22 protein-coding genes and 1 other annotated feature are annotated in these 24453 nt (G+C 57.3%); of the genes, 12 read left to right on the forward strand and 10 right to left on the reverse strand.

The window, feature by feature from the left end; genetic code table 11:
• Nucleotides 1-7 precede the first annotated feature (7 nt).
• Nucleotides 8-1393: a DNA repair protein RadA gene (gene radA / locus ACTJJ1_RS12390; protein ID WP_004949941.1), complete on the forward strand. Its 1386-nt coding sequence runs from the start codon at nucleotides 8-10 to the stop codon at nucleotides 1391-1393.
• Nucleotides 1394-1449: 56 nt separating this feature from the next.
• Nucleotides 1450-2709: a multifunctional transcriptional regulator/nicotinamide-nucleotide adenylyltransferase/ribosylnicotinamide kinase NadR gene (gene nadR / locus ACTJJ1_RS12395; protein ID WP_004949943.1), complete on the forward strand. Its 1260-nt coding sequence runs from the start codon at nucleotides 1450-1452 to the stop codon at nucleotides 2707-2709.
• 33 nt (nucleotides 2710-2742) lie between these two features.
• Here nadR and ACTJJ1_RS12400 read toward each other — a convergent pair whose 3' ends face one another.
• Nucleotides 2743-3744, reverse strand: a complete 1002-nt coding sequence (locus ACTJJ1_RS12400; protein ID WP_440833883.1) for a zinc-binding alcohol dehydrogenase family protein — start codon at nucleotides 3742-3744, stop codon at nucleotides 2743-2745.
• Nucleotides 3745-3842: 98 nt separating this feature from the next.
• Between ACTJJ1_RS12400 and ACTJJ1_RS12405 the strand changes: the two genes are divergently transcribed.
• A complete protein-coding gene (locus ACTJJ1_RS12405; RefSeq protein WP_409443558.1) occupies nucleotides 3843-4754 on the forward strand; it encodes a LysR family transcriptional regulator in 912 nt (303 codons plus the stop codon).
• A 50-nt stretch (nucleotides 4755-4804) separates the two neighbouring features.
• Here ACTJJ1_RS12405 and ettA read toward each other — a convergent pair whose 3' ends face one another.
• From ettA to ACTJJ1_RS12425, 4 genes are all read right to left on the reverse strand, one after another.
• Complete coding sequence (ettA, locus tag ACTJJ1_RS12410; RefSeq protein ID WP_006323518.1) at nucleotides 4805-6472, reverse strand: energy-dependent translational throttle protein EttA; 1668 nt, start codon at nucleotides 6470-6472, stop codon at nucleotides 4805-4807.
• A 139-nt stretch (nucleotides 6473-6611) separates the two neighbouring features.
• A complete protein-coding gene (locus ACTJJ1_RS12415) occupies nucleotides 6612-7109 on the reverse strand; it encodes an OmpA family protein (RefSeq protein ID WP_004949970.1) in 498 nt (165 codons plus the stop codon).
• A gap of 36 nt (nucleotides 7110-7145) precedes the next feature.
• On the reverse strand, nucleotides 7146-8393 hold the full coding sequence (locus tag ACTJJ1_RS12420) for a diguanylate cyclase domain-containing protein (protein WP_004949971.1): 1248 nt from the start codon (nucleotides 8391-8393) through the stop codon (nucleotides 7146-7148).
• The gene (locus tag ACTJJ1_RS12425; protein WP_004949975.1) at nucleotides 8390-9004 is read right to left on the reverse strand and encodes a YfiR family protein; all 615 of its coding nucleotides are present in this window, start codon (nucleotides 9002-9004) and stop codon (nucleotides 8390-8392) included. The genes ACTJJ1_RS12420 and ACTJJ1_RS12425 overlap by 4 nt, the downstream gene beginning before the upstream one ends.
• A gap of 560 nt (nucleotides 9005-9564) precedes the next feature.
• On the opposite strand from ACTJJ1_RS12425, the gene sltY reads away from it, so the two are divergent.
• Nucleotides 9565-11493 (forward strand): murein transglycosylase, encoded by a 1929-nt coding sequence (gene sltY, locus ACTJJ1_RS12430; protein WP_440833887.1) that lies wholly within the window; start codon nucleotides 9565-9567, stop codon nucleotides 11491-11493.
• A 55-nt stretch (nucleotides 11494-11548) separates the two neighbouring features.
• A complete protein-coding gene (gene trpR, locus ACTJJ1_RS12435) occupies nucleotides 11549-11878 on the forward strand; it encodes a trp operon repressor (protein ID WP_004949979.1) in 330 nt (109 codons plus the stop codon).
• Between the two features lie 18 nt (nucleotides 11879-11896).
• On the opposite strand, the gene yjjX is transcribed toward trpR, so the two are convergent.
• Entirely contained in the window at nucleotides 11897-12436 is a 540-nt protein-coding gene (yjjX, locus tag ACTJJ1_RS12440; RefSeq protein ID WP_440833889.1) for an inosine/xanthosine triphosphatase, read from the reverse strand.
• A gap of 111 nt (nucleotides 12437-12547) precedes the next feature.
• Between yjjX and gpmB the strand changes: the two genes are divergently transcribed.
• On the forward strand, nucleotides 12548-13195 hold the full coding sequence (gene gpmB / locus ACTJJ1_RS12445) for a 2,3-diphosphoglycerate-dependent phosphoglycerate mutase GpmB (protein WP_004949982.1): 648 nt from the start codon (nucleotides 12548-12550) through the stop codon (nucleotides 13193-13195).
• Here the strand turns inward: gpmB and robA are convergent.
• Complete coding sequence (gene robA / locus ACTJJ1_RS12450; protein ID WP_004949984.1) at nucleotides 13192-14061, reverse strand: MDR efflux pump AcrAB transcriptional activator RobA; 870 nt, start codon at nucleotides 14059-14061, stop codon at nucleotides 13192-13194. The genes gpmB and robA overlap by 4 nt on opposite strands.
• A 344-nt stretch (nucleotides 14062-14405) precedes the next feature.
• On the opposite strand from robA, the gene creA reads away from it, so the two are divergent.
• Complete coding sequence (gene creA, locus ACTJJ1_RS12455) at nucleotides 14406-14885, forward strand: protein CreA (RefSeq protein ID WP_004949986.1); 480 nt, start codon at nucleotides 14406-14408, stop codon at nucleotides 14883-14885.
• A gap of 46 nt (nucleotides 14886-14931) precedes the next feature.
• On the opposite strand, the gene arcA is transcribed toward creA, so the two are convergent.
• A complete protein-coding gene (gene arcA, locus ACTJJ1_RS12460; protein ID WP_004949989.1) occupies nucleotides 14932-15648 on the reverse strand; it encodes a two-component system response regulator ArcA in 717 nt (238 codons plus the stop codon).
• Between the two features lie 631 nt (nucleotides 15649-16279).
• Here arcA and ACTJJ1_RS12465 point away from each other — a divergent pair.
• The 5 genes from ACTJJ1_RS12465 to thrC all read left to right on the forward strand — a co-directional run bounded on the left by ACTJJ1_RS12465 (nucleotide 16280) and on the right by thrC (nucleotide 22013).
• The gene (locus ACTJJ1_RS12465) at nucleotides 16280-16966 is read left to right on the forward strand and encodes a tRNA/rRNA methyltransferase (protein ID WP_004949991.1); all 687 of its coding nucleotides are present in this window, start codon (nucleotides 16280-16282) and stop codon (nucleotides 16964-16966) included.
• Between the two features lie 212 nt (nucleotides 16967-17178).
• Nucleotides 17179-17247: a thr operon leader peptide gene (gene thrL / locus ACTJJ1_RS12470; protein ID WP_100220745.1), complete on the forward strand. Its 69-nt coding sequence runs from the start codon at nucleotides 17179-17181 to the stop codon at nucleotides 17245-17247.
• Nucleotides 17186-17304 (forward strand) — a sequence feature (Thr leader region). (Overlaps the previous gene by 62 nt.)
• Nucleotides 17305-17329: 25 nt before the next feature.
• Nucleotides 17330-19789, forward strand: coding sequence for a bifunctional aspartate kinase/homoserine dehydrogenase I (gene thrA / locus ACTJJ1_RS12475; RefSeq protein ID WP_004949994.1), 2460 nt, complete (start codon nucleotides 17330-17332; stop codon nucleotides 19787-19789).
• A gap of 1 nt (nucleotide 19790) precedes the next feature.
• On the forward strand, nucleotides 19791-20720 hold the full coding sequence (gene thrB, locus ACTJJ1_RS12480) for a homoserine kinase (RefSeq protein ID WP_004949998.1): 930 nt from the start codon (nucleotides 19791-19793) through the stop codon (nucleotides 20718-20720).
• A gap of 3 nt (nucleotides 20721-20723) precedes the next feature.
• Nucleotides 20724-22013, forward strand: a complete 1290-nt coding sequence (gene thrC, locus ACTJJ1_RS12485) for a threonine synthase (protein WP_004949999.1) — start codon at nucleotides 20724-20726, stop codon at nucleotides 22011-22013.
• A 57-nt stretch (nucleotides 22014-22070) separates the two neighbouring features.
• On the opposite strand, the gene yaaA is transcribed toward thrC, so the two are convergent.
• Both yaaA and ACTJJ1_RS12495 read right to left on the reverse strand, forming a co-directional pair.
• Entirely contained in the window at nucleotides 22071-22844 is a 774-nt protein-coding gene (gene yaaA / locus ACTJJ1_RS12490) for a peroxide stress protein YaaA (RefSeq protein ID WP_004950002.1), read from the reverse strand.
• A gap of 93 nt (nucleotides 22845-22937) precedes the next feature.
• Nucleotides 22938-24362 carry an alanine/glycine:cation symporter family protein gene (locus tag ACTJJ1_RS12495; RefSeq protein ID WP_440833895.1) on the reverse strand — a complete coding sequence of 475 codons (1425 nt, stop codon included), beginning with the start codon at nucleotides 24360-24362 and terminating at the stop codon, nucleotides 22938-22940.
• Nucleotides 24363-24453: the final 91 nt, after the last annotated feature.

Genomic DNA, 24453 nt, shown 5'->3' on the forward strand with positions numbered 1-24453 from the left:
GTAATACGTGGCAAAAGCAGCAAAACGGGCGTTTGTATGTAATGAGTGCGGCGCAGATTATCCGCGCTGGCAGGGACAGTGCAGCGCTTGTCACGCCTGGAACAGCATTACAGAAGTTCGTCTGGCTGCGGTGTCCTCTTCTTCTCGCTCCGAGCGTTTAAGCGGCTATGCCGGCGATGCCGGCATCAGCAAAGTGCAAAAACTGTCGGACATCAGCCTGGACGAGTTGCCGCGTTTTTCTACCGGCTTTCTTGAGTTTGACCGCGTACTGGGCGGCGGCGTGGTGCCGGGCAGCGCGATCCTGATCGGCGGCAACCCCGGCGCCGGTAAAAGTACTCTGCTATTGCAGGTGTTGTGCAAGCTGTCCGAACAGATGAAAACCCTGTACGTCACCGGCGAGGAATCGCTGCAACAGGTGGCGATGCGCGCTCACCGCCTCGGGTTGCCGACCGGCAACCTGAACATGCTGTCGGAAACCAGTATCGAGCAGATTTGCCTGATCGCCGAACAAGAGCAGCCGAAGCTGATGGTGATCGACTCGATCCAGGTGATGCACATGGCGGATATCCAGTCTTCGCCGGGCAGCGTGGCGCAGGTGCGGGAAACCGCCGCCTACCTCACGCGCTTCGCCAAAACGCGCGGCGTGGCGATTGTCATGGTCGGCCACGTCACCAAAGACGGCTCGCTGGCCGGGCCGAAGGTGCTGGAACACTGTATCGACTGTTCGGTGCTGCTGGACGGCGATGCCGATTCGCGTTTTCGTACGCTGCGCAGCCACAAAAACCGCTTCGGTGCGGTGAACGAGCTGGGCGTGTTCGCCATGACCGAGCAGGGCCTGAGAGAAGTCAGCAACCCGTCCGCCATCTTTCTCAGCCGTGGCGATGAAGTCACCTCCGGCAGTTCGGTGATGGTGGTTTGGGAAGGAACCCGGCCGCTGCTGGTTGAGATCCAGGCGCTGGTGGATCATTCGATGATGTCTAACCCGCGTCGGGTCGCGGTCGGCCTGGAGCAGAACCGGCTGGCGATCCTGTTGGCGGTGCTGCACCGCCACGGCGGGTTGCAGATGTCGGATCAGGATGTGTTTGTGAACGTAGTCGGCGGGGTGAAAGTCAGCGAAACCAGCGCCGATCTGGCTTTGCTGATGTCGCTGGTGTCGAGCCTGCGCGATCGCCCGCTGCCGAACGATCTTGTGGTGTTCGGTGAAGTGGGGTTGGCGGGGGAGATCCGTCCGGTGCCGAGTGGGCAGGAGCGCATTTCCGAGGCGGCGAAGCACGGCTTCAAGCGCGCTATCGTGCCGCACGCCAACGTACCGAAAAAGCCGCCGGCAAACATGCAGGTGTTCGGCGTGAAGAAGCTGGCGGACGCCCTGGACGTGCTGGAACAATTCTATTAATTGCCATGTGATGCGCAGAATATGCTATTTTGTTTAGCATATTAAACGGAGGGGTTATGCGGCAATTTGATTACCTGAAAGCATCTATCAAGCAGAAGAACTGTACCCTGCAGCAGGTGGCGGATGCCAGCGGCATGACCAAAGGCTACCTTAGCCAGCTGTTGAACGACAAAATCAAAAGCCCGAGCGCCCAAAAACTCGAGGCGTTACACCGTTTTCTTGGCCTGGAGTTCCCGCGCCGCGAGAAAAAAGTCGGTGTGGTGTTTGGTAAATTTTACCCCCTGCACACCGGCCACATTTACCTGATCCAGCGCGCCTGTAGCCAGGTGGATGAGCTGCACGTGATTTTGTGTCACGACGAACCGCGTGACCGGGAACTGTTCGAGAACAGTTCTATGTCGCAACAGCCCACGGTCAGCGACCGTCTACGCTGGCTTCTGCAAACCTTCAAATACCAGAAAAACATTCATATTCATTCGTTCGACGAGCAGGGTATCGAACCCTATCCGCACGGCTGGAACGTTTGGAGCGACGGGATGAAAGCCTTCATGGAACAGAAGGGCATCGTGCCGAGTTTTATCTATTCCAGCGAAACGCAGGACGCCCCGCGTTATCGCGAGCACCTGGCGACGGAAACCATTCTGATCGATCCCGAACGTTCATTCATGAACATCAGCGGCCGCCAAATCCGTCAGGATCCTTTCCGCTATTGGGATTACATTCCGACCGAAGTGAAGCCGTTCTTTGTGCGCACCGTGGCGATCCTCGGCGGCGAGTCGAGCGGTAAATCGACGCTGGTGAACAAGTTGGCGAACATTTTTAACACCACCAGCGCCTGGGAATACGGCCGCGACTATGTGTTCTCGCACCTGGGCGGCGATGAGATGGCGTTGCAGTATTCCGACTACGACAAGATTGCGCTGGGGCAGGCGCAGTACGTTGACTTTGCAGTGAAATATGCCAACAAGGTGGCGTTTATCGATACCGATTTCGTCACTACCCAGGCGTTCTGCAAAAAGTACGAAGGGCGCGAGCACCCCTTCGTGCAGGCGCTGATCGACGAATACCGGTTTGATCTGGTGATCCTGCTGGAAAATAACACCCCGTGGGTGGCGGATGGCCTGCGCAGCCTCGGTGCGCCGACCGATCGCAAGGCATTCCAGCACCTGCTGGAAGAGATGCTGCGCGCCAACAATATCGAGTATGCGCACGTGGAGTCCAGCGACTATGAGGAGCGCTTCCTGCGCTGCGTCGAACTGGTAAAACAGTTGTTGGCGGCCGATGCCAGCCGACTGGTGGGCGCCACGACGGAATAAGCCGGAGGCGCAGCGTGCTGCGCCTCTCTTGCCTCAGTAAACAATCACCAGTTTGCCCTGCATATGCCCGTCGAGCAGCTTTTTATGCGCGGCGGTCAGGGTTTCGACCGTCAGCCCCTGCAGCGTTTCGCTCAGCGTGGTGCTCAACTTTCCTTCGTCCAGCAACTGCGCCACCTGCCTGAGGATTTCACCCTGCTGAGCGATGTCCGGCGTGGTGAACATGCTGCGGGTAAACATCAATTCCCAATGCAGTGCGGCGCTTTTCAGCTTCAACGCGTTCTGATCGAGCGGCTGTTGATTTTCCACGATGGTGCAGATGTGGCCCAGCGGCGCGATCAGATCCGAGATCGCTTTCCAGTGGCCGTCGGTATCGTTCAGGCAAAGAATATAATCGACGTTTTCAATGCCCTGCTGCGCCAGATTCCCTTTAAGGTCACGGTAATCCACCACCAGATCGGTGCCGCGTTCCCGGCACCAGGCCGCCGACTCGGGGCGTGAGGCGGTGGCAATCACCTTCACCTTGCTCAACTGGGCAGCGAACGGGATCGCCAGCGAACCCACGCCACCGGCGCCACCGATAATCAGCAGGGTTTTCCCTTCCGCCGCATCCTGGATTTTCAGGTGTTCGAACAGCGCTTCCCAGGCCGTCAGCGCGGTCAGCGGCATGGCGGCGGATTCCGCCCAGTTCAGGCTGCGCGGTTTATGTGACACGATGCGCGAATCAATCAACTGCTGAGTGCTGTTGCTGCCCGGTCGAGTGATATCACCGGCGTACCAGACTTCATCGCCGGCTTTGAAACCTTTGACGCCGCTGCCTACCTCAAGCACCACGCCGCTGGCGTCCCAGCCGAGGATGCGTGGCTGTTGCAGGCCGCTTTTTTGCAGACCGGCGTGGACTTTGGTATCCACCGGATTGACCGATACCGCTTTGACCTCCACCAGCAAATCGTATTGGCCTGGGGCCGGTTTTTCCGGGCTGATCTCAATGAAACCTGCGGGGTTTTTCGGGTCTACGGCTATGGCTTTAATCGACATGACTGTGCTCCTTTAGAATGAATACCCTCAGTGTAGACCTCTTAGAGGAGAGTGATAAGATGGACAATAGCTAACTAAGTGTTCGTTTGAGGTGAACAATGATGTTTAAACAGCTGCAGGATATGGCGTTGTTCGCGCTGGTGGCCGAGTGCGGCAGCTTTACCGCCGCCGCCAACCGCGCCGGTTTGCCGAAGTCCAGCGTCAGCCAGCGCATCAGCCAACTGGAGCAGACGCTGGGTTTGCGGCTGCTCAACCGCACCACCCGCCAGCTCAATCTGACCTTCGCCGGCGAACGCTATCTGGTGCACTGTCAGGAGATGTTGTCCGCCGCCGAACGGGCCGATCTGGCGCTACAGCGGCTGCGTGACAACCCCAGCGGCCGGTTGCGCATCTCGACGCCCGCCGGGCTGGGGGCGACGCTGGTGGCGCGGCTGGCGGCGGATTTTCAGCGCCAGTACCCGGACGTCACGCTGGAGGTTTCGGTGTCTGATGCGATGGTGGATCTGGTGCAAGAGGGATATGACGCCGCGTTGCGCACCGGTAAACCGCAGGACTCCTCGCTGATTGGCCGCCGCCTGGGGCATGCTCCGCGTTATCTGCTGGCGGCGCCGGCCTATCTGGCGCAGTTTCCGCCGCTCCTGCATCCCCAGCAGTTGCAGCAGCACCGCTGCATTGCGCACCGCGCCTGGCCGGCCTGGAGTCTGCGCCGCGGCGACGAGTATTACCGCTGGCAACTGCCGATGCTGCATATCACTGACAATCTGTTGTACGCGCGTGAATGCGCGATTTCCGGTGCCGGTATCACTCTGCTGCCGGCCTTTCTCAGCCGCGAGGTGGTGGCGCAGAAACAGCTGGTGGAGGTACTGCCGGAATGGCGGGCGGAAGGGAATGAACTGTATTTGGTTTACCCCAGCCGCAAGCTTAACTCACCGGCGCTGGCCTGTTTTATCGATGTGGCGTTGCAGCACCCGGTATTTGTGGACTATGCACAGGCACTGGATTGGGGATAATAAAAAGCCCGCAAGATGCGGGCTTGAGAGCATAGATAGCCAACCTGATGTTACTTGGTGACTTTCTTGTACTTGATACGACGAGGTTCCAGCGCATCGGCACCCAGAGTACGCTTTTTGTACTCTTCGTATTCGGTAAAGTTACCTTCGAAGAACTCCACCTTGCCTTCATCCTGATAGTCCAGAATGTGGGTAGCAATACGGTCAAGGAACCAGCGGTCATGCGAGATCACCATGGCACAGCCAGGGAATTCCAGCAGGGCGTTTTCCAGCGCGCGCAGGGTTTCGATATCCAGGTCGTTGGTCGGTTCATCGAGCAGCAGCACGTTGCCGCCAACCTGCAGCAGCTTGGCCAGATGCAGACGGCCACGCTCACCGCCGGACAGTTCGCCCACGCGTTTGCCCTGATCGACGCCCTTGAAGTTGAAGCGGCCGACATAAGCGCGGCTTGGCATTTCGGTGTTGCCCACGCGCATGATGTCCTGACCGCCGGACACTTCTTCCCACACGGTTTTGGCGTTGTCCATGCTGTCGCGGAACTGATCGACAGAAGCCAGTTTGACGGTATCGCCCAGCGCGATGCTGCCGGAATCAGGCTGTTCCTGACCGGACATCATGCGGAACAGCGTGGATTTACCCGCGCCGTTCGGGCCGATAATGCCGACAATCGCGCCCTTAGGTACGGCGAATGACAGATCGTCAATCAGCAGGCGGTCGCCGTAGGATTTACGCAGGTTGCTGACTTCAACCACTTTATCGCCCAGGCGTGCGCCAGGTGGAATAAACAGTTCGTTGGTTTCGTTACGTTTCTGGTATTCGGTGCTGTTGAGTTCTTCAAAGCGGGCCAGACGGGCCTTGCCTTTAGACTGACGGCCCTTGGCACCCTGGCGTACCCACTCCAGCTCTTTCTCGATCGACTTGCGGCGAGCGGCTTCGGTTGAGGCTTCCTGCGCCAGACGCGCGTCTTTCTGTTCCAGCCAGGAAGAGTAGTTGCCTTCCCACGGAATGCCTTCGCCACGGTCCAGCTCGAGGATCCAGCCGGCCACGTTATCAAGGAAGTAACGGTCGTGGGTGATCGCCACCACGGTGCCTTCGAAGTCGTGCAGGAAGCGTTCCAGCCAGGCCACGGACTCGGCGTCCAGGTGGTTGGTCGGCTCGTCCAGCAACAGCATGTCCGGTTTTTCCAGCAGCAGGCGGCACAGCGCTACGCGGCGGCGCTCACCACCGGAAAGATTGGCGATTTTGGCGTCCCATTCCGGCAGGCGCAGCGCATCGGCGGCGCGCTCCAATTGGGCGTTCAGGTTGTGGCCATCATGGGCCTGAATGATCTCTTCCAGGCGGCCCTGTTCAGCGGCCAGCTTGTCGAAGTCGGCGCCTTCTTCAGCGTACAGCGCGTACACTTCGTCAAGACGTTTCAGAGCCCCGACGACTTCAGCCATCGCTTCTTCAACCGATTCGCGAACGGTGTGTTCCAGGTTGAGTTGCGGTTCCTGCGGCAGGTAGCCGATTTTAATCCCCGGTTGCGGGCGCGCTTCGCCTTCGATATCGGTATCGATACCGGCCATAATGCGCAGCAGGGTGGATTTACCGGAACCGTTCAGGCCCAGTACGCCGATTTTGGCGCCAGGGAAGAAGCTCAGGGAGATATTTTTCAGGATGTGACGCTTCGGCGGAACCACTTTGCCGACGCGATGCATGGTATAGACGTATTGAGCCACGTTGCTCTAGCCTCTCTATATCAGTTTTATAGGATGTCTGGCTGCGGAGTGTAGCCCGTTTCGAACATGGATCCCAGACATCATCAGCAATCGCTAAGTATAACCGTTTATGCGCCTTTAACAGGCGCATCTCGACAGATTAAGGGGTGACGACGATTGCGACGCGGCGGTTTTCCGCACGGCCGCTGGAGGTGCGATTATCGGCGACCGGATCGCGCTTGCCCATGCCGCGAGTTTCGATATTGGCGCGCGGGATGCCTACGCTGGCCAGCAAATCGGCCACTGCGTTGGCGCGGCGCAGCGAAAGCTGGTCGTTATAGCTGTCTTCACCGTAGTTGTCCGTATGACCATCCAGACGGAACTTGGTGATGCCTACGCTCATCAGCGCGCGGCCCATTTTTTGGACGGTTTCGGTGCTTTCCGGATTCAGTTTGCCGATGTTGTTGCCAAACAACACCTTGTCGGAGAGGCCGAATTCCCAGCCGTTATCCGTCAGTTTGAACCCTTGAGACTGCAACAACGCGACCTGCTCGGGCGTCAGCCCCTGCGGTTTGCTCTGGCACCCGGCAAGGGCGAGCAGGGCGACAAACATCATCGCCAGCAGTGAAAAACGGTTTTTTAGTGTTTGCTGTATCATAATCAAATCCCTGGTTTTAATTTTATAGCTGGGGCTTTATTTCTGTATTGCCAGCCGCCAGCCTCCGTTATAACGATGCTTTGCCTGATACATCGCATCGTCAGCTTCGTGCAAAAGACCCTGAGGCGTTACTGCATGTTCAGGGTAAAGTGCAATACCGATACTCAGAGAGGTCGTCACCGCCTCGTCGTTCGGTAAAATTATCGGTTGGGTCATGCAGTCGATAATGTTGTCGGCAATTTGCAGCACATCTTCCGTACTGTGAACCGGCGCCAACAGCACGGCGAACTCATCGCCGCCTAAACGCGCGACCAGGTCACTTTCACGCAGTTGCGCGCGAATGCGCCCGGCAATGGTGGTCAGCACCGCATCACCGGCCGCGTGACCGTAACTGTCATTCACTTCCTTGAAGCGATCGCCGTCGATAAACAACACCGCAAGTTTTTCCGTCGGCTGAATATCGCCCAGCGCGCGGCTCAGCCGGCCTTCAAAAAAGGCGCGGTTCGGTAACCCGGTCAGGCTGTCGTGGGTCGCCCGGTGGGTCAGCGAATCATTTTCCTGCTTCAGGTGCGCCTGCCAGTCTTCCAGCTCATCGAGCAGGCCGTTGAAGTCGTTGCTCAGTTCGTGCAGTTCGGCGATCGGTGCCGACGGCACACGCAGCCCAAAGGTGCGATCGCGGCGCACCGCGTGCGCCACCTTGGCGATGTCGTCCAGCGAACTGACAATGCCGACCAGCATGCGGCGAGAGAGCACCAGCGCACACAGGGTACTGAGTACCAGGCAGGCGATCATGCCCACTATGCCGCGCAGCAGAAAACGCAACAGGCTGCCGCCGTTGCCGCTGAGCCAGACCTTGCCGACCTGCTTGCCCTCATGGGTGATCGGCAAAACCACCGGCTCCGGCAGCGCCCAGCGAGCGACAATCTGTTCCAGACCATGCAGCGGACCGTCTTTGGGATGATGCCAACTGACCAGCACGTTGCCGCCGTTGTCCAGAATTTTGGCTTCCGACACCTCTTCTTTGGAGGCGATCAGCACCATCGCCTCTCGAATGTAGGGGCGATCCCCAAACACCACGGCGGCCTCGACGGTATAGCTGATGGAGCGCGCAATCAGATGCAGGTTGTGGTTGGCGTAGGCGCGCAGCGCAAACAGCGCTACCAACGTCAGGAAAATCCCGGCGGTGCCGACGGCAATCAGCGCCAGCCCAAGATTTGCCCGTTGCAGCACCCTGCCCAACGTGGGCCGCGAATGCCCGGAGCGGTTCTTGCGCAGCCATATCATAGCGGCGGCGCCTGTTTGCGCGCCAACTGCAGCACGTTAGGATGAACGCGTACGCCGCTGCGTGCCAGAGCGTCCAGATTTACTTTGAAACTGGCCTGGTCACCGTCAATCTGCAGGCAAAACGCGCTGCCGGCAGAGCATTCGCCGTCGTTCTCGCTGATACTGAGAATGGAATGCCCCTGGATGCGCTGTATAAAGTTTTGTTTCTGTCCGGCGTTGATATTACCCAAATAAATCACGTCACATCCGGTGTTCAGCAAAGGGCTGTCAAAGGGCACTCGCTCGGTTTTGATCGGCCGGGGAGCGCTCAGCAAAATAGGGTCGAACAGGCCTTCGGCATATTGGGTCGGTGCCGTTACGCACAGACGGATGGGCTTGGGTTCTCTGGGCCAGCGGGCATAGCTGATAATGCCGACCACGACGGTGGTGACGGCATGTGTACGGTTCTGATAGGGACTGCGCGTCTCGGGACGAGCCAGCCCGGGAAACGCCAACAGCAGGACCAGAATGAAGGGTAGCAGGCGGCTGTCGTCAAGACGTGCGCAAATGAAGCTCGTGAATGAGCTTTTTGCGCTGGCTGCTAACATCACGGCATTTTTTGCCATCTTCATCTGCCATTCCTGCCAACGTCCGCAGTACGGTAGCGGTGATCTAACAATGAAAAACCTGACCCGACGGAGGGGATAATCGTAATGCTAAGAACTGTTAATCGCACTGTCTGATGAACACTATCTAACCCATAATTGGCGCGGATTGTATTATAAGATATCTCTGTTGCGCGCTTTATGTGCCGTTTTCTCGGATTTATCCTATCTTTTTTTAACAGTATAAAACGCCTCGGGGAGTTGGCCAGGCGTTTTCGGCAAAGAAAACGGCAGTACGGCGATTTGCGCAGTGCCTGTAGTTAATTTGTCAGCCAGGGTAAACGTTTTTTACCTGACGCCCCTCATGACGATAAACTTCTTCTTCTACAGTAGTGAATGGATAGGCGATTGCGCTGTCTATGATAGATGCCTGAGCTTATCGCTCCGCACACCTTTTTGCTCTGGCGTGTATTCCACTTCAGGGCGCGAAATACTCGAAGAACCGGTTTCTCCGGGCCTTGACCGTTGGCGTAGCGCGGCAAGGGGGAGGGGGTTCTGGCAACACAACCAGCGAGGAAAGAGTAAGTATGGTCAAGGTAGACAAATGGCGGCTGTTGGCCGTGGGAGTGTGCCTGACGGCATTCTCGGGCGCGGCACTGGCGGACTCTCTCGACGCACAGCGTCAGCGTTACCTGCAAGTCAAGCAGGCATGGGACAGCAATCAGATGGATGTCGTGGCGCAACTGATGCCGACGCTGCGTGATTACCCGCTTTACCCTTATCTGGAATACCGCGAACTGACGCAGGATCTCAGCCAGGCCGGCTTCTCCGAGGTGAATGACTTTATCAAGCAGCACCCGACGTTGCCGCCCGCCAAGTCGCTGGCGCCTCGTTTTGTCAATGAATTGGCGCGCCGTGAGGACTGGCGCACTCTGCTGGCTTTCAGCCCGCAGGCCCCCAAACCGATAGCCGCACGCTGTAATTATTACTACGCCAAATGGGCTACCGGCGATCAGCAGGCAGCCTGGAGCGGCGCGGACGATCTCTGGATGAGCGGTAAAACGCTGCCGGGCACCTGCGACAAACTGTTCAACGTCTGGCAGGGGGCCGGCAAGCAAACGCCGCTGAATACCCTGGCGCGCATGAAGCTGGCGTTAAAAGAGGGCAACAGCGGCCTGGTTAACAGCCTTTACCGCCAGTTGCCGTCCGAATATCAGACCATGGGTGACGCGCTGGTACGCCTGCAGAACGATCCCGCCACCGTAGAGGCTTTCGCCCGCAGCGTTGGTCCGACTGACTTTACCCGGGCGGCGACCGGCATCGCTTTCGAGCGGCTGGCTCGTCAGGATGCGGAAAACGCCCGTGCGATGATCCCGAGTATCGCCCGCCTGCAGAAAATGAGCGACAGCGAGCGGTTGGGGCTGGAAGAAGCGGTGGCGTGGCGCCTGATGGGCAGCGATGCGACCTTCGAGCAGACCCAGTGGCGCGATAAGGTGATCCTGCGTAGCCAGTCTCCGACGCTGCTGGAACGCCGTGTGCGCATGGCGCTGGGCAGCGGCGATCGTCAGGGCGTGGCGACCTGGCTTGCGCGCCTGCCGGCAGAATCGCGCAATAAAGACGAATGGCGTTACTGGCGTGCGAGCATCTTGCTGGACGAAGGCAAACGCGGCGAGGGTGAAGAGATCCTGCGCAGCCTGATGAACGAACGTGGCTTCTACCCGATGGTGGCGGCGCAGAAACTGAATACGCCTTATCCGGTTATGGTGGCGGTGGCGGCCAAGCCCCGCGCTTCGCTGGTGGACGGGCCGGAAATCGCCCGTGTACGAGAGTTGATGTACTGGAACATGGATAACCTGGCGCGCAGCGAGTGGAGTTCGTTCGTTGCCAGCCGCAGCCGGCCTGAACAGGAAGCGCTGGCGCGTTTCGCATTCGAGCAGAATTGGGCCGATCTCAGCGTGCAGGCAACCATCGTCGGCAAGTTGTGGGATCACCTCGAGGAGCGCTTCCCGGTGGCCTGGTCGCAAGAGTTCCGCAGCGCTACCGATGACAAGGGGATCACGCCGAGCTACGCCATGGCGATTGCCCGTCAGGAAAGCGCCTGGAACCCGAAAGCGCAGTCACCGGTGGGGGCCAGCGGCCTGATGCAGGTGATGCCGCGGACCGCGCAACATACCGTGCAAATGTACAATATTCCCGGCTACTCAAGCCCGAGCCAGCTGCTTGATCCGAAAACCAACATTACTATCGGTACCAGCTACCTGGAGTACGTTTACCAGCAGTTTGGCCGTAACCGCATCCTGTCGTCGGCGGCTTATAACGCCGGCCCATCGCGGGTGAATACCTGGTTGGGGAACAGCGAAGGGCGCGTCGATGCGGTGGCGTTTGTTGAAAGCATCCCGTTCTCGGAGACCCGTTCCTACGTGAAGAACGTGTTGGCTTACGACGCGTTTTACCGCTATTTGATGCACCGCCCGGCCAAAGTGTTGACCGATGCCGAATGGCAGAGACGTTATTGATTTTGACGGCGCTATGGTATGCTGCTGTACTAGTTAAATAGTATGGTGGCTTGCCATGACGCAATTATCGCTTAACGATCCGGCTCTTTCAGAACAAGGCAATGAGGATTGGCTGCGCTTTGTCGCGCTGCTGCAAAATTCGTTCGCTCAGGAGCTGCACCAGCCCTTGATGCAACTGTTGCTGACGCCGGATGAGCGCACGGCCTTAGGCACGCGGGTTCGGATTATTCAGGAACTGATGCGCGGTGAGATGAGCCAACGGGAACTGAAGAACGAACTGGGGGCGGGAATTGCCACCATCACTCGCGGTTCGAACAGCCTGAAAGCGGCGACGCCGGCGTTGAAACAGTGGCTGGAGCAACAGTTGCTGGGCGATGCGCAGTAGCGCCGCGCCCGGCATGGGTTATTTATTCGGCGTGCCGTTGTGGTTTTGGTAGACAGGATTGCGAAATGGCACCAGCGCCAGCAGCAGGGCCTGATGATAAACGCTGGTGCGGCTCAATCGCCCATCGGTAAAGATGCCGATAGCGCCGCCCTGGCGCTTCACGTCGACATTGCCGGTGATGGCCGCCATCTCCGTGCCCAATTCGCGGCCGGCGCGAATTCCCTGTAAAATTATCTCCGGCAGCATCAGGCTGGCTGAGCGCGATTCGCCGCGAGTATGCGGGCTTTCCACCGTCATCCAGGCGAAGGTCATATTCTCTTCGATGCCTGCTTCCACGCCGACCCAAAAGTCGGCCTCCGGGCGAACCTGACGGGCTTCCATTACGCGCTGGCGTGCGCCGGTGCGGGTCTCGTGATTGCCTATCGGTTGCAGTGAGACACCGCTGGCGACGTCGACAGATTCAATGCGACATTGGCCCGCGCCAAAGGTGTCATCAAAGGCCAACTGAATAGCCTTGATCTTTGCCGGGTTGGTAGTTGCAGCGACAACATGATACATAACGGGTTTAGCATCCTTAAGCTAAGAGCCTATTCACTGCGTCAGAGGCTTGCGTAAGCCGCTTCTGACGAAGATAAACTCAGGTTTCACGCAGTATAACGGAAAAGCAAAATGTTACAGGTATACCTCGTTCGCCACGGCGAAACGGAATGGAATGCGGCTCGCCGTATCCAGGGCCAGTCCGACAGCCCGTTAACCGCCAAGGGTGAACATCAGGCGCATCTGGTTGCCCGGCGTGTCAGCAAAGAGGGCATCACGCACGTTATCACCAGCGATCTGGGGCGTACCCGTCGCACCGCGCAAATCATCGCGGAAGCTTGCGGCTGCGAGGTGATTAACGATCCACGTTTGCGTGAACTGCATATGGGGGTGCTGGAAGAGCGCCTGATCGACAGCCTGACGCCGCAGGAAGAACAGTGGCGCAAACAGATGGTCGATGGCACGGCTGAAGGCCGTATCCCTCAAGGTGAATCCATGAACGAGCTGGGCGAACGGATGCGCGCCTCGCTGGAAAGTTGCCTGATGTTGCCTGAAGGCAGTAAACCGCTGATTGTCAGCCACGGCATTGCCCTGGGCTGCCTGATCAGCACCGTGCTCGGGTTGCCGGCCTATGCCGAGCGCCGCCTGCGTTTGCGTAACTGTTCGTTGTCGCGTGTTGATCATCAACAGAGCCCATGGTTGGCTTCCGGCTGGATCGTGGAAACGGCGGGCGATGTCACGCATCTGGACATGCCCGCGCTGGACGAACTGCAGCGTTAACGGCGGATCGGGATCAGGTAGTCGCAGTTGATCTCGGTCGGCGGTTGGGGTGGCCGACGGTCACCCTTGGGATAAAAGCGCTCGATGTCGTGCCCTTTACGGCGCGTCAGTTTGAGCGCCGGCAGGCAGGTGCCATACAGCGTCAGGATAAAGTCCTGCAAACCGGAAGCCGGCCCTTCATAGCTGAACATCGCATATTCACCGCCCTGCAACACCAGCGGCTGGCCTTCCTGAACTTTATCCGGCACGTGGTGCGGCTCCAGCGCCGTGGTGTACAGCACTTCCTGTTCGTCGTCTTTTTCCTGGCTCGGGCGCGAATGGTGCAACCCGTAGAGTACCGGTGGCAGCGTCTCGGCTTCGCCCAGATATTGGCGCCAGAACTGTGAACGCAGCTCGGTACGGAAGTTGGAGATTTGCTCCAGCGTGCAAGAATAGCTTTGCGTCAGGCCAATCAGGTGCTGTTCCGGCAACGTGACGAATTCAGGCTGAGGCAGGGTGAAGGCACCCAGGCGGATTGGCGGACAGATGCCGAACGCGTTCCAGTCTTCGGCACGGCGATACAACGCCGGCGTTTGCGCAAACTGTTTTTTAAACGCGCGAGTGAAGGTCTGCTGCGAGTCGAAGCGATACTGCAAGGCGATATCCAAAATCGGTCGGCTGGTTAAACGCAGCGCCACCGCAGCTTTAGACAGTCTCCTTGCCCGGATATATGCGCCGATGGCGTTACCGGTAATATCTTTGAACATCCGTTGCAGATGCCATTTAGAGTAGCCCGCTTTTGCCGCCACGTTGTCCAGCGACAAGGGTTGGTCCAAATGGCTTTCCAGCCAGCTAAGCAGATCACGAATGATACCGGCTTGATCCATAGATCTTCCTCGTAGAGCTTTAGGGTAGGAACCCGAACTGTTTATTCATTACGCAGGTGCTTGCGCTATCAGACCAATCCATGAGCCATTTTGCGTAGCACTCTTTGCTTCTTGCAGCACGTTGCGCAAGAGTTGGACAGGGGCACACCTTAAACGGGCGCAAAGAAATAACGACGCCGCATAATAGCAATTTTTTTCCTCCGAGACTCTCAAAGATTTTTTTCACGCTCTGTGCTAGAAAGAGGAGTGCGGACCAGAAAAATCCCGATTCTGTGACCTAAGACATAAACAATATTGATCGCTGAGCCTGTTTTTTCCAGGCGGTAGCTCTTGGAGTTAAGTGAATGAAAAAAGGATGGATATTTTTGTTTGGTTTAGTTTGCGCAACGGTAAACAGCGCGCAGGCTGAACAAGTAGGTTCGGTCGATACGGTATTTAAACTCTTTGGTCCGGACCACAAAATTGTGGTGGAAGCGTTCGACGATCCGGATGTTAAAAATGTAACTTGTTATATCAGTCGGGCAAAAACCGGTGGCATCAAAGGCGGCCTGGGATTAGCGGAAGATACGGCGGATGCGGCTATTTCCTGTCAACAGGTGGGGCCGATTACCCTGAACGATAAAATCAAAAACGGCAAGGCGGAAGGGACTGTGGTGTTCCAGAAAAGGACGTCGCTGGTATTCAAAAAGCTGCAGGTGGTGCGTTTCTACGACGCTACCCGCAATGCGCTGATTTATCTGAGCTATTCAGACCGTGTGGTGGATGGTTCACCGAAAAATGCGCTGAGCGCGGTGCCTATCATCCCTTGGGGTGAGACGAAATAAAATCAGGGGTTCAAATGAACCCCTGATGTTTTTAACGCGGGAAAGATTACTCTTCCAGATCGCCGCAGAAACGGTAGCCTTCACCGTGAATGGTGGCGATGATTTCAGGCGTATCCGGCGTTGATTCGAAGTGCTTGCGAATGCGGCGAATGGTTACGTCTACGGTACGGTCGTGCGGTTTCAGCTCGCGGCCGGTCATTTTCTTCAGCAGCTCGCCACGGGATTGGATCTTGCCCGGGTTTTCGCAGAAGTGCAGCATGGCGCGGAATTCGCTGCGCGGCAGCTTGTACTGTTCGCCCGCCGGGCTGATCAGTGAGCGGCTATTGATGTCCAGCTCCCAACCGTTGAATTTATAGCTTTCTACCAGTCGACGTTCTTCGCCGACGCTGCCCAGGTTCATGGTGCGAGACAGCAGATTGCGTGCGCGAATGGTCAATTCACGCGGATTAAACGGCTTGGTGATGTAGTCATCAGCGCCGATTTCCAATCCGAGGATCTTATCCACTTCGTTATCGCGGCCGGTCAGGAACATCAGCGCGACGCTGGCCTGTTCGCGCAGTTCACGCGCCAGCAGCAGGCCGTTTTTGCCTGGCAGATTGATGTCCATGATAACCAGATTGATATCATTTTCAGACAGGATGTTGTGCATCTCTGCACCATCATTGGCTTCATGAACAACGTAGCCTTCCGCCTCGAAAATGCTCTTCAGGGTGTTACGAGTGACTAACTCGTCTTCGACAATCAGAATGTGCGGGGTCTGCATATTTGCTACCTAAAATTGCCAACAAAATAGAAAATAGGAAGTACAGAAGTCTTTGCTTTCTTAGACGAGGGCAGAGATAGCGCTCACGTTCCCTCTTACCAAATGACTAAAGTACGTAAACTCGTTCTTGATGCACTTTCCATCTAATGTCAACAAGATCGCTAGCTTGGTGGGGCGGTTATTCCTTACACCCCAAAGGTGCCAAAACGGCGGATATCCTAACCCTATTAACAGCAATATAACAGTGCGTGCCGAATTCATCACCCAACAAAACTACGCTTTGTTGACATATATCAAATTCAATTGTAGCACGTTAACAGTTTTGTGAAAAACACTTACAGAACTGCCAGCTTAAGTCACAGAACCACAAATTCTGTGTACGATTCAGCATTGTTGCGCTTAATAGGTTACAATTATGAGCTTATTGATAAGAATGCTATTTTAACGTATTGATTAATAAGAATAGTAAAACATAAGTGGCAATAATATCTATTCCACTCTATTTATCCGTTAAAAAACCTATTTATACATCTCTGTAGCAATTTTTGGGATTTTTGTTGCGCAGTTGTAAATATAATCAGACTATCCCGAACAGTCAAAAACTCGCGATTCCTCTTTCTGTGGAGTATTGATGCAGCTTCATATTGTTTTAGTGGCTCCGGCACGGCCGGAAAACGTCGGCGCCGCAGCGCGGGCAATGAAAACCATGGGATTCACCTCGTTGCGCATCGTCGACAGCGAAGCGCACCTGCAGCCGGCAGCGCGCTGGGTCGCTCATGGGGCGGGGGAGATCCTCGATGGCGTGCAGACTTTCGCCACCTTGTCTCAGGCGTTAGCGGACGTGGACTTCACCGTAGCCACTACGGCCCGCAGCCGTGCGCGTTTCCATTATTACTGTACGCCGCAGCAACTATTGGGGCAATTGGGCGAGCGCAGTCAGTGGGTGAATCAGGCTGCCCTGGTATTTGGCCGCGAAGATTCCGGCCTGACCAATGAAGAGCTGGAATTGGCCGATCTGCTGACCGGCGTACCTATGCAGGCGGACTACCCTTCGCTGAATCTCGGCCAGGCGGTCATGGTGTATTGCTATCAACTGTCGGAACTGATGAACGTCAGTGCGCCGCAGGAGACGATGGCCAATGAAGGGCAGTTGCGGGCATTGCGTCAGCGCGCCGAAGGATTATTGGGCGCGTTGGGGGTCAGCGATGACCAAAAATTGCGCGATTGGCTGCACCAGCGGCTGGGCGTTCTGCCACAACGGGATACGGCGATGTTGCACAGGTTGCTGCATGACATCGAAAAAAAGCTCACAAAGTGATACCTGCAAGCTCTGGTCATTATGCAGTGTGATCCACTGCAAAACTGCCTTCAGGTTGTTTTTTTGTTCTGCCATTTGGCTTTTCTGCTATCGCATTGCTCACTCGCCAAGCGGGGCGGAAAATGGGCAAAAACAAGAAATAATTTGACTTGGGAAAGCGATTGCTTTAACCAATAGAGGGGACAGAGTATTTAATGAGACAGACAGAAAAAATGCGAAACATCAGCCTGAATATCACAATTATTACCACCACCGAAACCACAGGTAACGGGGCGGGCTGACGCGTACAGGAAACAAAAGAAAAAAGCCCGCACCTAAACAGTGCGGGCTTTTTTTTCGGCTTAAATTCGGGAGAGATCAGAAATGCGAGTGCTGAAATTTGGCGGAACTTCGGTAGCGAATGCAGAACGTTTTCTGCGCGTTGCCGACATCATGGAAAGTAACGCACGTCAGGGACAGGTAGCCACGGTATTGTCCGCGCCTGCAAAGATCACCAACCACTTGGTGGCGATGATTGAAAAAACGGTGGCCGGGCAAGACATTCTGCCAAATATGAGCGATGCGGAGCGCATCTTCGCCGACCTGCTGAGCGGCCTGGCGCAGGCTCTGCCAGGTTTCGAATACGATCGCCTGAAGACCCTGGTCGATCAGGAGTTCGCCCAACTGAAGCAGGTGCTGCACGGCGTAGCGCTGCTGGGGCAATGCCCGGACAGCGTGAACGCGGCGATTATCTGCCGTGGCGAGAAGCTCTCCATCGCCATCATGGAAGGCGTATTCCGCGCCAAAGGTTTCCCGGTGACGGTGATCAACCCGGTAGAGAAACTGCTGGCGCAGGGGCATTATCTGGAGTCGACTGTAGATATCGCCGAATCCACGTTGCGCATCGCCGCCTCGGCTATCCCGGCGGATCACATCGTGCTGATGGCCGGTTTTACCGCCGGTAATGACAAGGGCGAGCTGGTGGTGTTGGGCCGTAACGGTTCCGATTACTCTGCCGCCGTACTGGCCGCTTGTCTGCGCGCCGACTGTTGCGAGATCTGGACCGACGTAGACGGCGTTTATACCTGCGACCCGCGCACCGTGCCGGACGCCAGGCTGCTGAAGTCGATGTCGTACCAGGAGGCGATGGAGCTTTCTTATTTCGGCGCCAGCGTGCTTCACCCCCGTACCATCACACCGATTGCCCAGTTCCAAATCCCTTGCCTGATCAAAAACACCTCCAATCCGCAGGCTCCCGGCACGCTGATCGGCGGTGAAAACGTGGATAGCGATACCCCGGTGAAGGGCATCACCAACCTGAACAACATGGCAATGATCAACGTCTCCGGCCCGGGGATGAAGGGCATGGTCGGCATGGCCGCTCGGGTGTTCGCCGTGATGTCGCGCGCCGGTATTTCGGTCGTGCTGATTACCCAATCCTCTTCCGAATACAGCATCAGCTTCTGCGTGCCGCAGAGCGAACTGCAGCGTGCGCGCCGTGCGCTGGAAGACGAATTCTATCTTGAGCTGAAAGACGGCTTGCTCGAGCCGCTGGACGTGATGGAGAAGCTGGCGATTATCTCTGTCGTGGGCGACGGCATGCGCACATTGCGCGGCATCTCGGCCCGCTTCTTCTCCGCGCTGGCGCGCGCCAATATCAACATTGTCGCCATCGCCCAGGGCTCGTCGGAGCGTTCCATCTCGGTGGTGGTCAGCAACGATTCCGCCACCACCGGCGTTCGCGTCTGCCACCAGATGCTGTTCAATACCGATCAGGTGATTGAAGTGTTTGTCATCGGCGTCGGCGGCGTCGGCGGCGCCTTGATCGAGCAGATTTATCGCCAGCAGCCGTGGCTGAAACAAAAGCATATCGATCTGCGCATCTGCGGTATCGCCAATTCCCGAGCCATGCTGACCAATGTGCACGGTATTGCTCTGGAGAGTTGGAAAGAGGAACTGGCCGCGGCTAAAGAACCGTTCAATCTGGGCCGCCTCATCCGTCTGGTGAAGGAGTATCACCTGCTGAACCCGGTGATTGTCGACTGTACCTCCAGCCAGGCGGTCGCCGACCAATACGCGGATTTCCTGGCCGATGGTTTCCACGTGGTGACACCGAACAAGAAGGCCAACACCTCGTCGATGAACTACTATCAACAGCTGCGCACCGCCGCTGCCGGCTCACGCCGCAAGTTCCTGTACGACACCAACGTCGGCGCGGGTTTGCCGGTTATCGAGAACCTGCAAAATCTGCTGAATGCCGGCGACGAACTGACGCGTTTCTCCGGTATCCTGTCCGGTTCGCTGTCGTTTATTTTCGGCAAGCTGGACGAAGGCATGTCGCTGTCGGCGGCGACCCTGGAGGCCAAGGCCAAAGGGTTCACCGAGCCGGATCCGCGTGACGATCTTTCCGGCATGGATGTAGCCCGCAAGCTGCTGATCCTGGCCCGCGAGGCGGGTTACAAGCTGGAACTGGGGGACATTGAGGTCGAGTCGGCGCTGCCGCCGTCCTTTGACGCTTCCGGTGATGTGGAAACCTTCCTGGCGCGCTTGCCGGAGTTGGATAAGGAATACGCGCGCAACGTGGCTAACGCCGCCGAGCAGGGCAAGGTGTTGCGCTATGTCGGCGTGATCGAAGATGGCCGCTGTCAGGTGCGCATTGATGCGGTAGACGGCAACGATCCGTTGTATAAAGTGAAGAACGGTGAGAACGCCCTGGCCTTCTACAGCCGTTACTATCAGCCATTACCTTTGGTGTTGCGCGGCTACGGCGCCGGTAATGATGTGACTGCGGCGGGGGTATTTGCCGACCTGTTGCGCACACTGTCATGGAAGTTGGGAGTTTAATATGGTTAAGGTGTATGCACCGGCCTCAATTGGCAACGTCAGCGTCGGCTTCGACGTTCTGGGTGCAGCGGTGTCTCCGATCGACGGCACCCTGTTGGGCGATTGCGTCAGCGTGGAAGCCGCCGAAACGTTCAGCCTGCAAAACGCCGGCCGCTTCGTCAGCAAACTGCCTGACGATCCGAAAGAAAATATCGTCTACCAGTGCTGGGAGCGTTTCTGCCAGGAGATAGGCCGGCAGATCCCGGTGGCGATGCGGCTGGAGAAAAACATGCCGATCGGTTCCGGGCTGGGCTCCAGCGCCTGTTCGGTGGTCGCCGGATTGATGGCGATGAATGAATTCTGCAATCGTCCGCTGGACAAAATGACGCTGCTTGGCCTGATGGGCGAGCTGGAAGGCCGTATCTCCGGCAGTGTGCATTACGACAACGTGGCGCCATGCTACCTGGGCGGCCTGCAACTGATGTTGGAAGAAGAGGGGTTCATCAGCCAGGAAGTGCCCTGCTTTAAAGACTGGTTGTGGGTGATGGCCTACCCGGGCATCAAGGTGTCCACCGCCGAAGCGCGCGCTATCCTGCCCGCGCAGTACCGCCGTCAGGACTGTATCAGCCATGGTCGCTATCTGGCGGGCTTTATCCATGCCTGCCATACCCAGCAGCCGCGTCTGGCAGCCAAATTGATGCAGGACGTGATTGCCGAGCCGTACCGTACCCGCCTGCTGCCGGGCTTTGCCGACGCGCGCAAGGCCGCGCAGGACATCGGCGCTCTGGCTTGCGGCATCTCCGGCTCCGGCCCGACGCTGTTCGCCGTCTGTGACGATGGCGCCACCGCACAACGCATGGCCGACTGGCTGACCAATCACTATCTGCAAAACGACGAAGGTTTTGTTCATATTTGCCGTCTGGATACCGCAGGCGCACGACTACTGGGATAACGCATGAAACTGTACAACCTTAAGGATCACAACGAGCAGGTCAGCTTTGCACAGGCGATCAAACAGGGCCTGGGCAAACAGCAAGGGCTGTTTTTCCCGCTGGATCTGCCGGAGTTCGAACTGACCGAAATCGATCACCTGCTGGAGCAGGACTTTGTCACCCGCAGCACCCGCATCCTGTCGGCGTTTATCGGCGATGAAGTGTCGGAAGAGGCGTTGCATAAGCGCGTGGCGGCGGCGTTTGAATTCCCGGCGCCGGTTGCGCCAGTAGAAGACGACATTGCCTGCCTGGAGTTGTTCCACGGCCCGACGCTGGCGTTCAAAGACTTCGGTGGCCGCTTTATGGCGCAGATGCTGGCGGAAGTGGCGGGCGATCAGCCGGTGACTATCCTGACGGCGACCTCCGGCGATACCGGCGCTGCCGTGGCGCACGCTTTCTACGGTCTGAAGAACGTACGCGTGGTCATCTTGTATCCGCAGGGCAAAATCAGCCCGCTGCAGGAAAAACTGTTCTGCACCCTGGGCGGCAATATCCACACCGTGGCGATCGACGGTGACTTCGATGCTTGCCAGGCGCTGGTGAAACAGGCCTTTGACGATCAGGAGCTGAAAGAAGCGCTGCACCTGAACTCGGCAAACTCCATCAATATCAGCCGCCTGTTGGCGCAGATTTGCTACTACTTCGAAGCGGTGGCGCAATTGCCGCAGGAAGCGCGCAATCAACTGGTGATCTCGGTGCCAAGCGGCAACTTCGGCGATCTGACCGCCGGTCTGCTGGCCAAATCGCTGGGCCTGCCGGTGAAGCGTTTTATTGCTGCCACCAATGCCAACGACACCGTGCCGCGCTTCCTGACCAACGGTCAGTGGCAGCCGCACGCTACGGTCGCGACGCTGTCGAATGCGATGGACGTCAGCCAGCCGAACAACTGGCCGCGGGTGGAAGAGCTGTTCCGCCGTAAAATCTGGCAGTTGAAAGATCTGGGCCACGCTACGGTGAGCGATGAAACCACCAGGGACACCATGCGGGAACTGGCGCAATTGGGGTATCTCTCAGAACCGCATGCCGCGATCGCTTACCGCGCTCTGCGCGATCAACTGCGGGAAGGGGAGTTTGGTTTGTTCCTCGGCACCGCGCATCCGGCCAAGTTCAAAGAGAGCGTAGAAGAGATCCTCGGCCAGGAGCTGCCGCTGCCGAAGGCGCTGGCGCTGCGTGCCGATTTGCCGCTGCTGTCCCACAGCCTGCCGGCCGGTTTCGCCGAGTTGCGTAAATTCCTGATGGCTCTGCCGGCCTGAAACCGCCCAGCCTAAAAACGAAAGCCGTCATTGCGACGGCTTTTTTTTGCGTTCTTTTTACTGTTCGGGGCGTTTGAACACCAGTTCATTGCCCTGGGAACCGGCTTCGTCAAAGACATAGCCTTCCAGGTTGAAATCCACCAATTGCTCGCGCTGCGTCAGGCGATTTTTGATGATAAAGCGGCTCATCAACCCACGCGCTTTTTTGGCGTAGAAACTGATCACCTTATATTTGCCGTTCTTCTCGTCGAGAAATACCGGTTTGATCAGCGTGCCGTGCAGTTTGGCCGGTTTCACCGACTTGAAGTACTCGTCGGAAGCCAGATTGACCACCACGTCGTCACCCTGTTGTTCCAGCGCCTCGTTCAACTTTTTGGTGATCTGCTCGCCCCAGAAACTGTACAAGTCCTTGCCCTTGGGATTCTCCAGCCTGATGCCCATCTCCAGCCGGTAAGGCATCATCAGATCGAGCGGGCGCAGCACGCCATATAAGCCGGACAGCATCCGCAGGTGCTGCTGGGCGAAATCAAAGTCCTCTTCGTTGAAGTCCTGCGCCTGCAGGCCGGTATACACATCGCCTTTAAAAGCCAATAACGCCTGGCGGGCGGTGTTTGGGGTGAATTTAGGCTGCCAGTCGCTGAAGCGAGCGGCATTCAGGCCGGCCAGTTTATCGCTGATGCCCATCAGGCTGGAGATTTGCGCCGGCGTCAGCTCGCGGCAGATTTTGATCAGTTGCTTCGACTTGTCCAGCAATTCGGGCTGCGTGAAGCGTTCTGTCGCCAGCGGGCTTTCGTAATCAAGGGTTTTTGCAGGTGAAATAATAACGAGCATGGCCAGATCCTGTTTATCCAAGAATGAACACTGTAGCAAAAAGCGCGAGAAAAAGGGGCAATGGGTCTGATAGGCGAAACGCACCCGCAAAAGTTAACCTTTATCCCATACGCCCGGTTCAAGCTGGGATTTCAGCTCGGGGAAACGCTTCACGTCGAAAGTGGGCAATTGCCCCAGCTTGCGCTGGCGGTGGTAGTCGTTGGCCAGCCTCAGCGCCACGCGCGACAGCAGCAGGATCGCCGTCAGGTTGGTGATCGCCATCAGCGCCATCGAGGTGTCGGCCATTTTCCATACCACCGGCAGCTCGGCCAGCGCGCCAAACATCACCATGCCCAGTGCCGCGCAGCGGAAAATCGTCAACCCGGCCGGGTGGTTATGCTCAAGGAACACCAGATTGCTCTCGGCGTAGGCATAGTTGGCAATGATCGAGGTGAAAGCGAAAAAGAAAATGGCGATGGCGACAAACGGGGCTCCCCAACTGCCGACGGCGGAGGACAGCGCCCGTTGGGTCATATCGATGCCGCTGACGCTGGCTACCGGCTGATCCAGCACCCCGGACGAGAGAATTATCGCGGCGGTGGCGCTGCAGATAACGACAGTATCGATGAAGACCCCGAACATCTGCACATAGCCCTGCGAGGCGGGGTGCGGCGGGTAAGGTGACGCGGAGGCCGCCGCATTGGGCGCGGAGCCCATACCGGCCTCATTGGAGAACAGACCGCGCTGAACGCCCTGGGCCATCGCTTGCGAAATGCCATAGCCGACGGCACCGGCCGCCGCTTCCTGCAGCCCGAAGGCACTCTTGATCACCAGCGTTAGGATCGTCGACATCTGCTCAATATTGTGGCCAATGACCCAGAAAGCCAGCAGCAGATAAGCGCCGGCCATCAGCGGCACCACCCGTTCGGCCACGCGCGCGACGGAACGGATGCCACCGAAGATCACGATGCCGCTCAGCAACACCAGGCCGATCCCCACGTGCAGCGGCTTCACGTTGAAAGCGACAGCGGAAGCCCGGGCGATGGAGTTGGCCTGGACGGCATTAAACACCAAGCCGAAGGCGATGATCAGGAAAAGGGAGAACAGCACGCCCATCCAGCGCATGCCCAGGCCCTTTTCCATATAGTAGGCCGGGCCGCCGCGGTAGTTGCCCTGATCGTCTTTGGTTTTGTAGAGCTGGGCGAGACTGCTTTCGACGAACGAGGTGGACATGCCGATAAACGCCACCACCCACATCCAGAAGATCGCCCCCGGGCCGCCGGCAGTGAGGGCTATCGCCACGCCGGTCAGGTTACCGGTTCCGACGCGTGCCGCCAGGGTGGTACACAGCGCCTGAAAAGAGGAGACGCCTGCGCTGTCGCTTTTGTTGCTGTGTTTCAGCACCGAGAACATGTGGCTGAAATGGCGGACCTGAATAAAGCGGGTCCGCAGGGTGAAATAAATGCCCGTACCCAGCAGCAAATAAATCAGTACCGAATCCCACAAAACAGTGTTTATAAAATCTATCAGGTCCGTCACGGATCCCTCCTTGATGAAATTTACCGCACACCGCGCAGCATCCACCGCGGGTGAAAATACATTGAGTCAGTTTTTACAATAGCTTAGCTGA

Origin of the sequence: Serratia sp. 22264 (assembly GCF_052045345.1) — a bacterium.
Lineage (GTDB): Bacteria > Pseudomonadota > Gammaproteobacteria > Enterobacterales > Enterobacteriaceae > Serratia > Serratia plymuthica.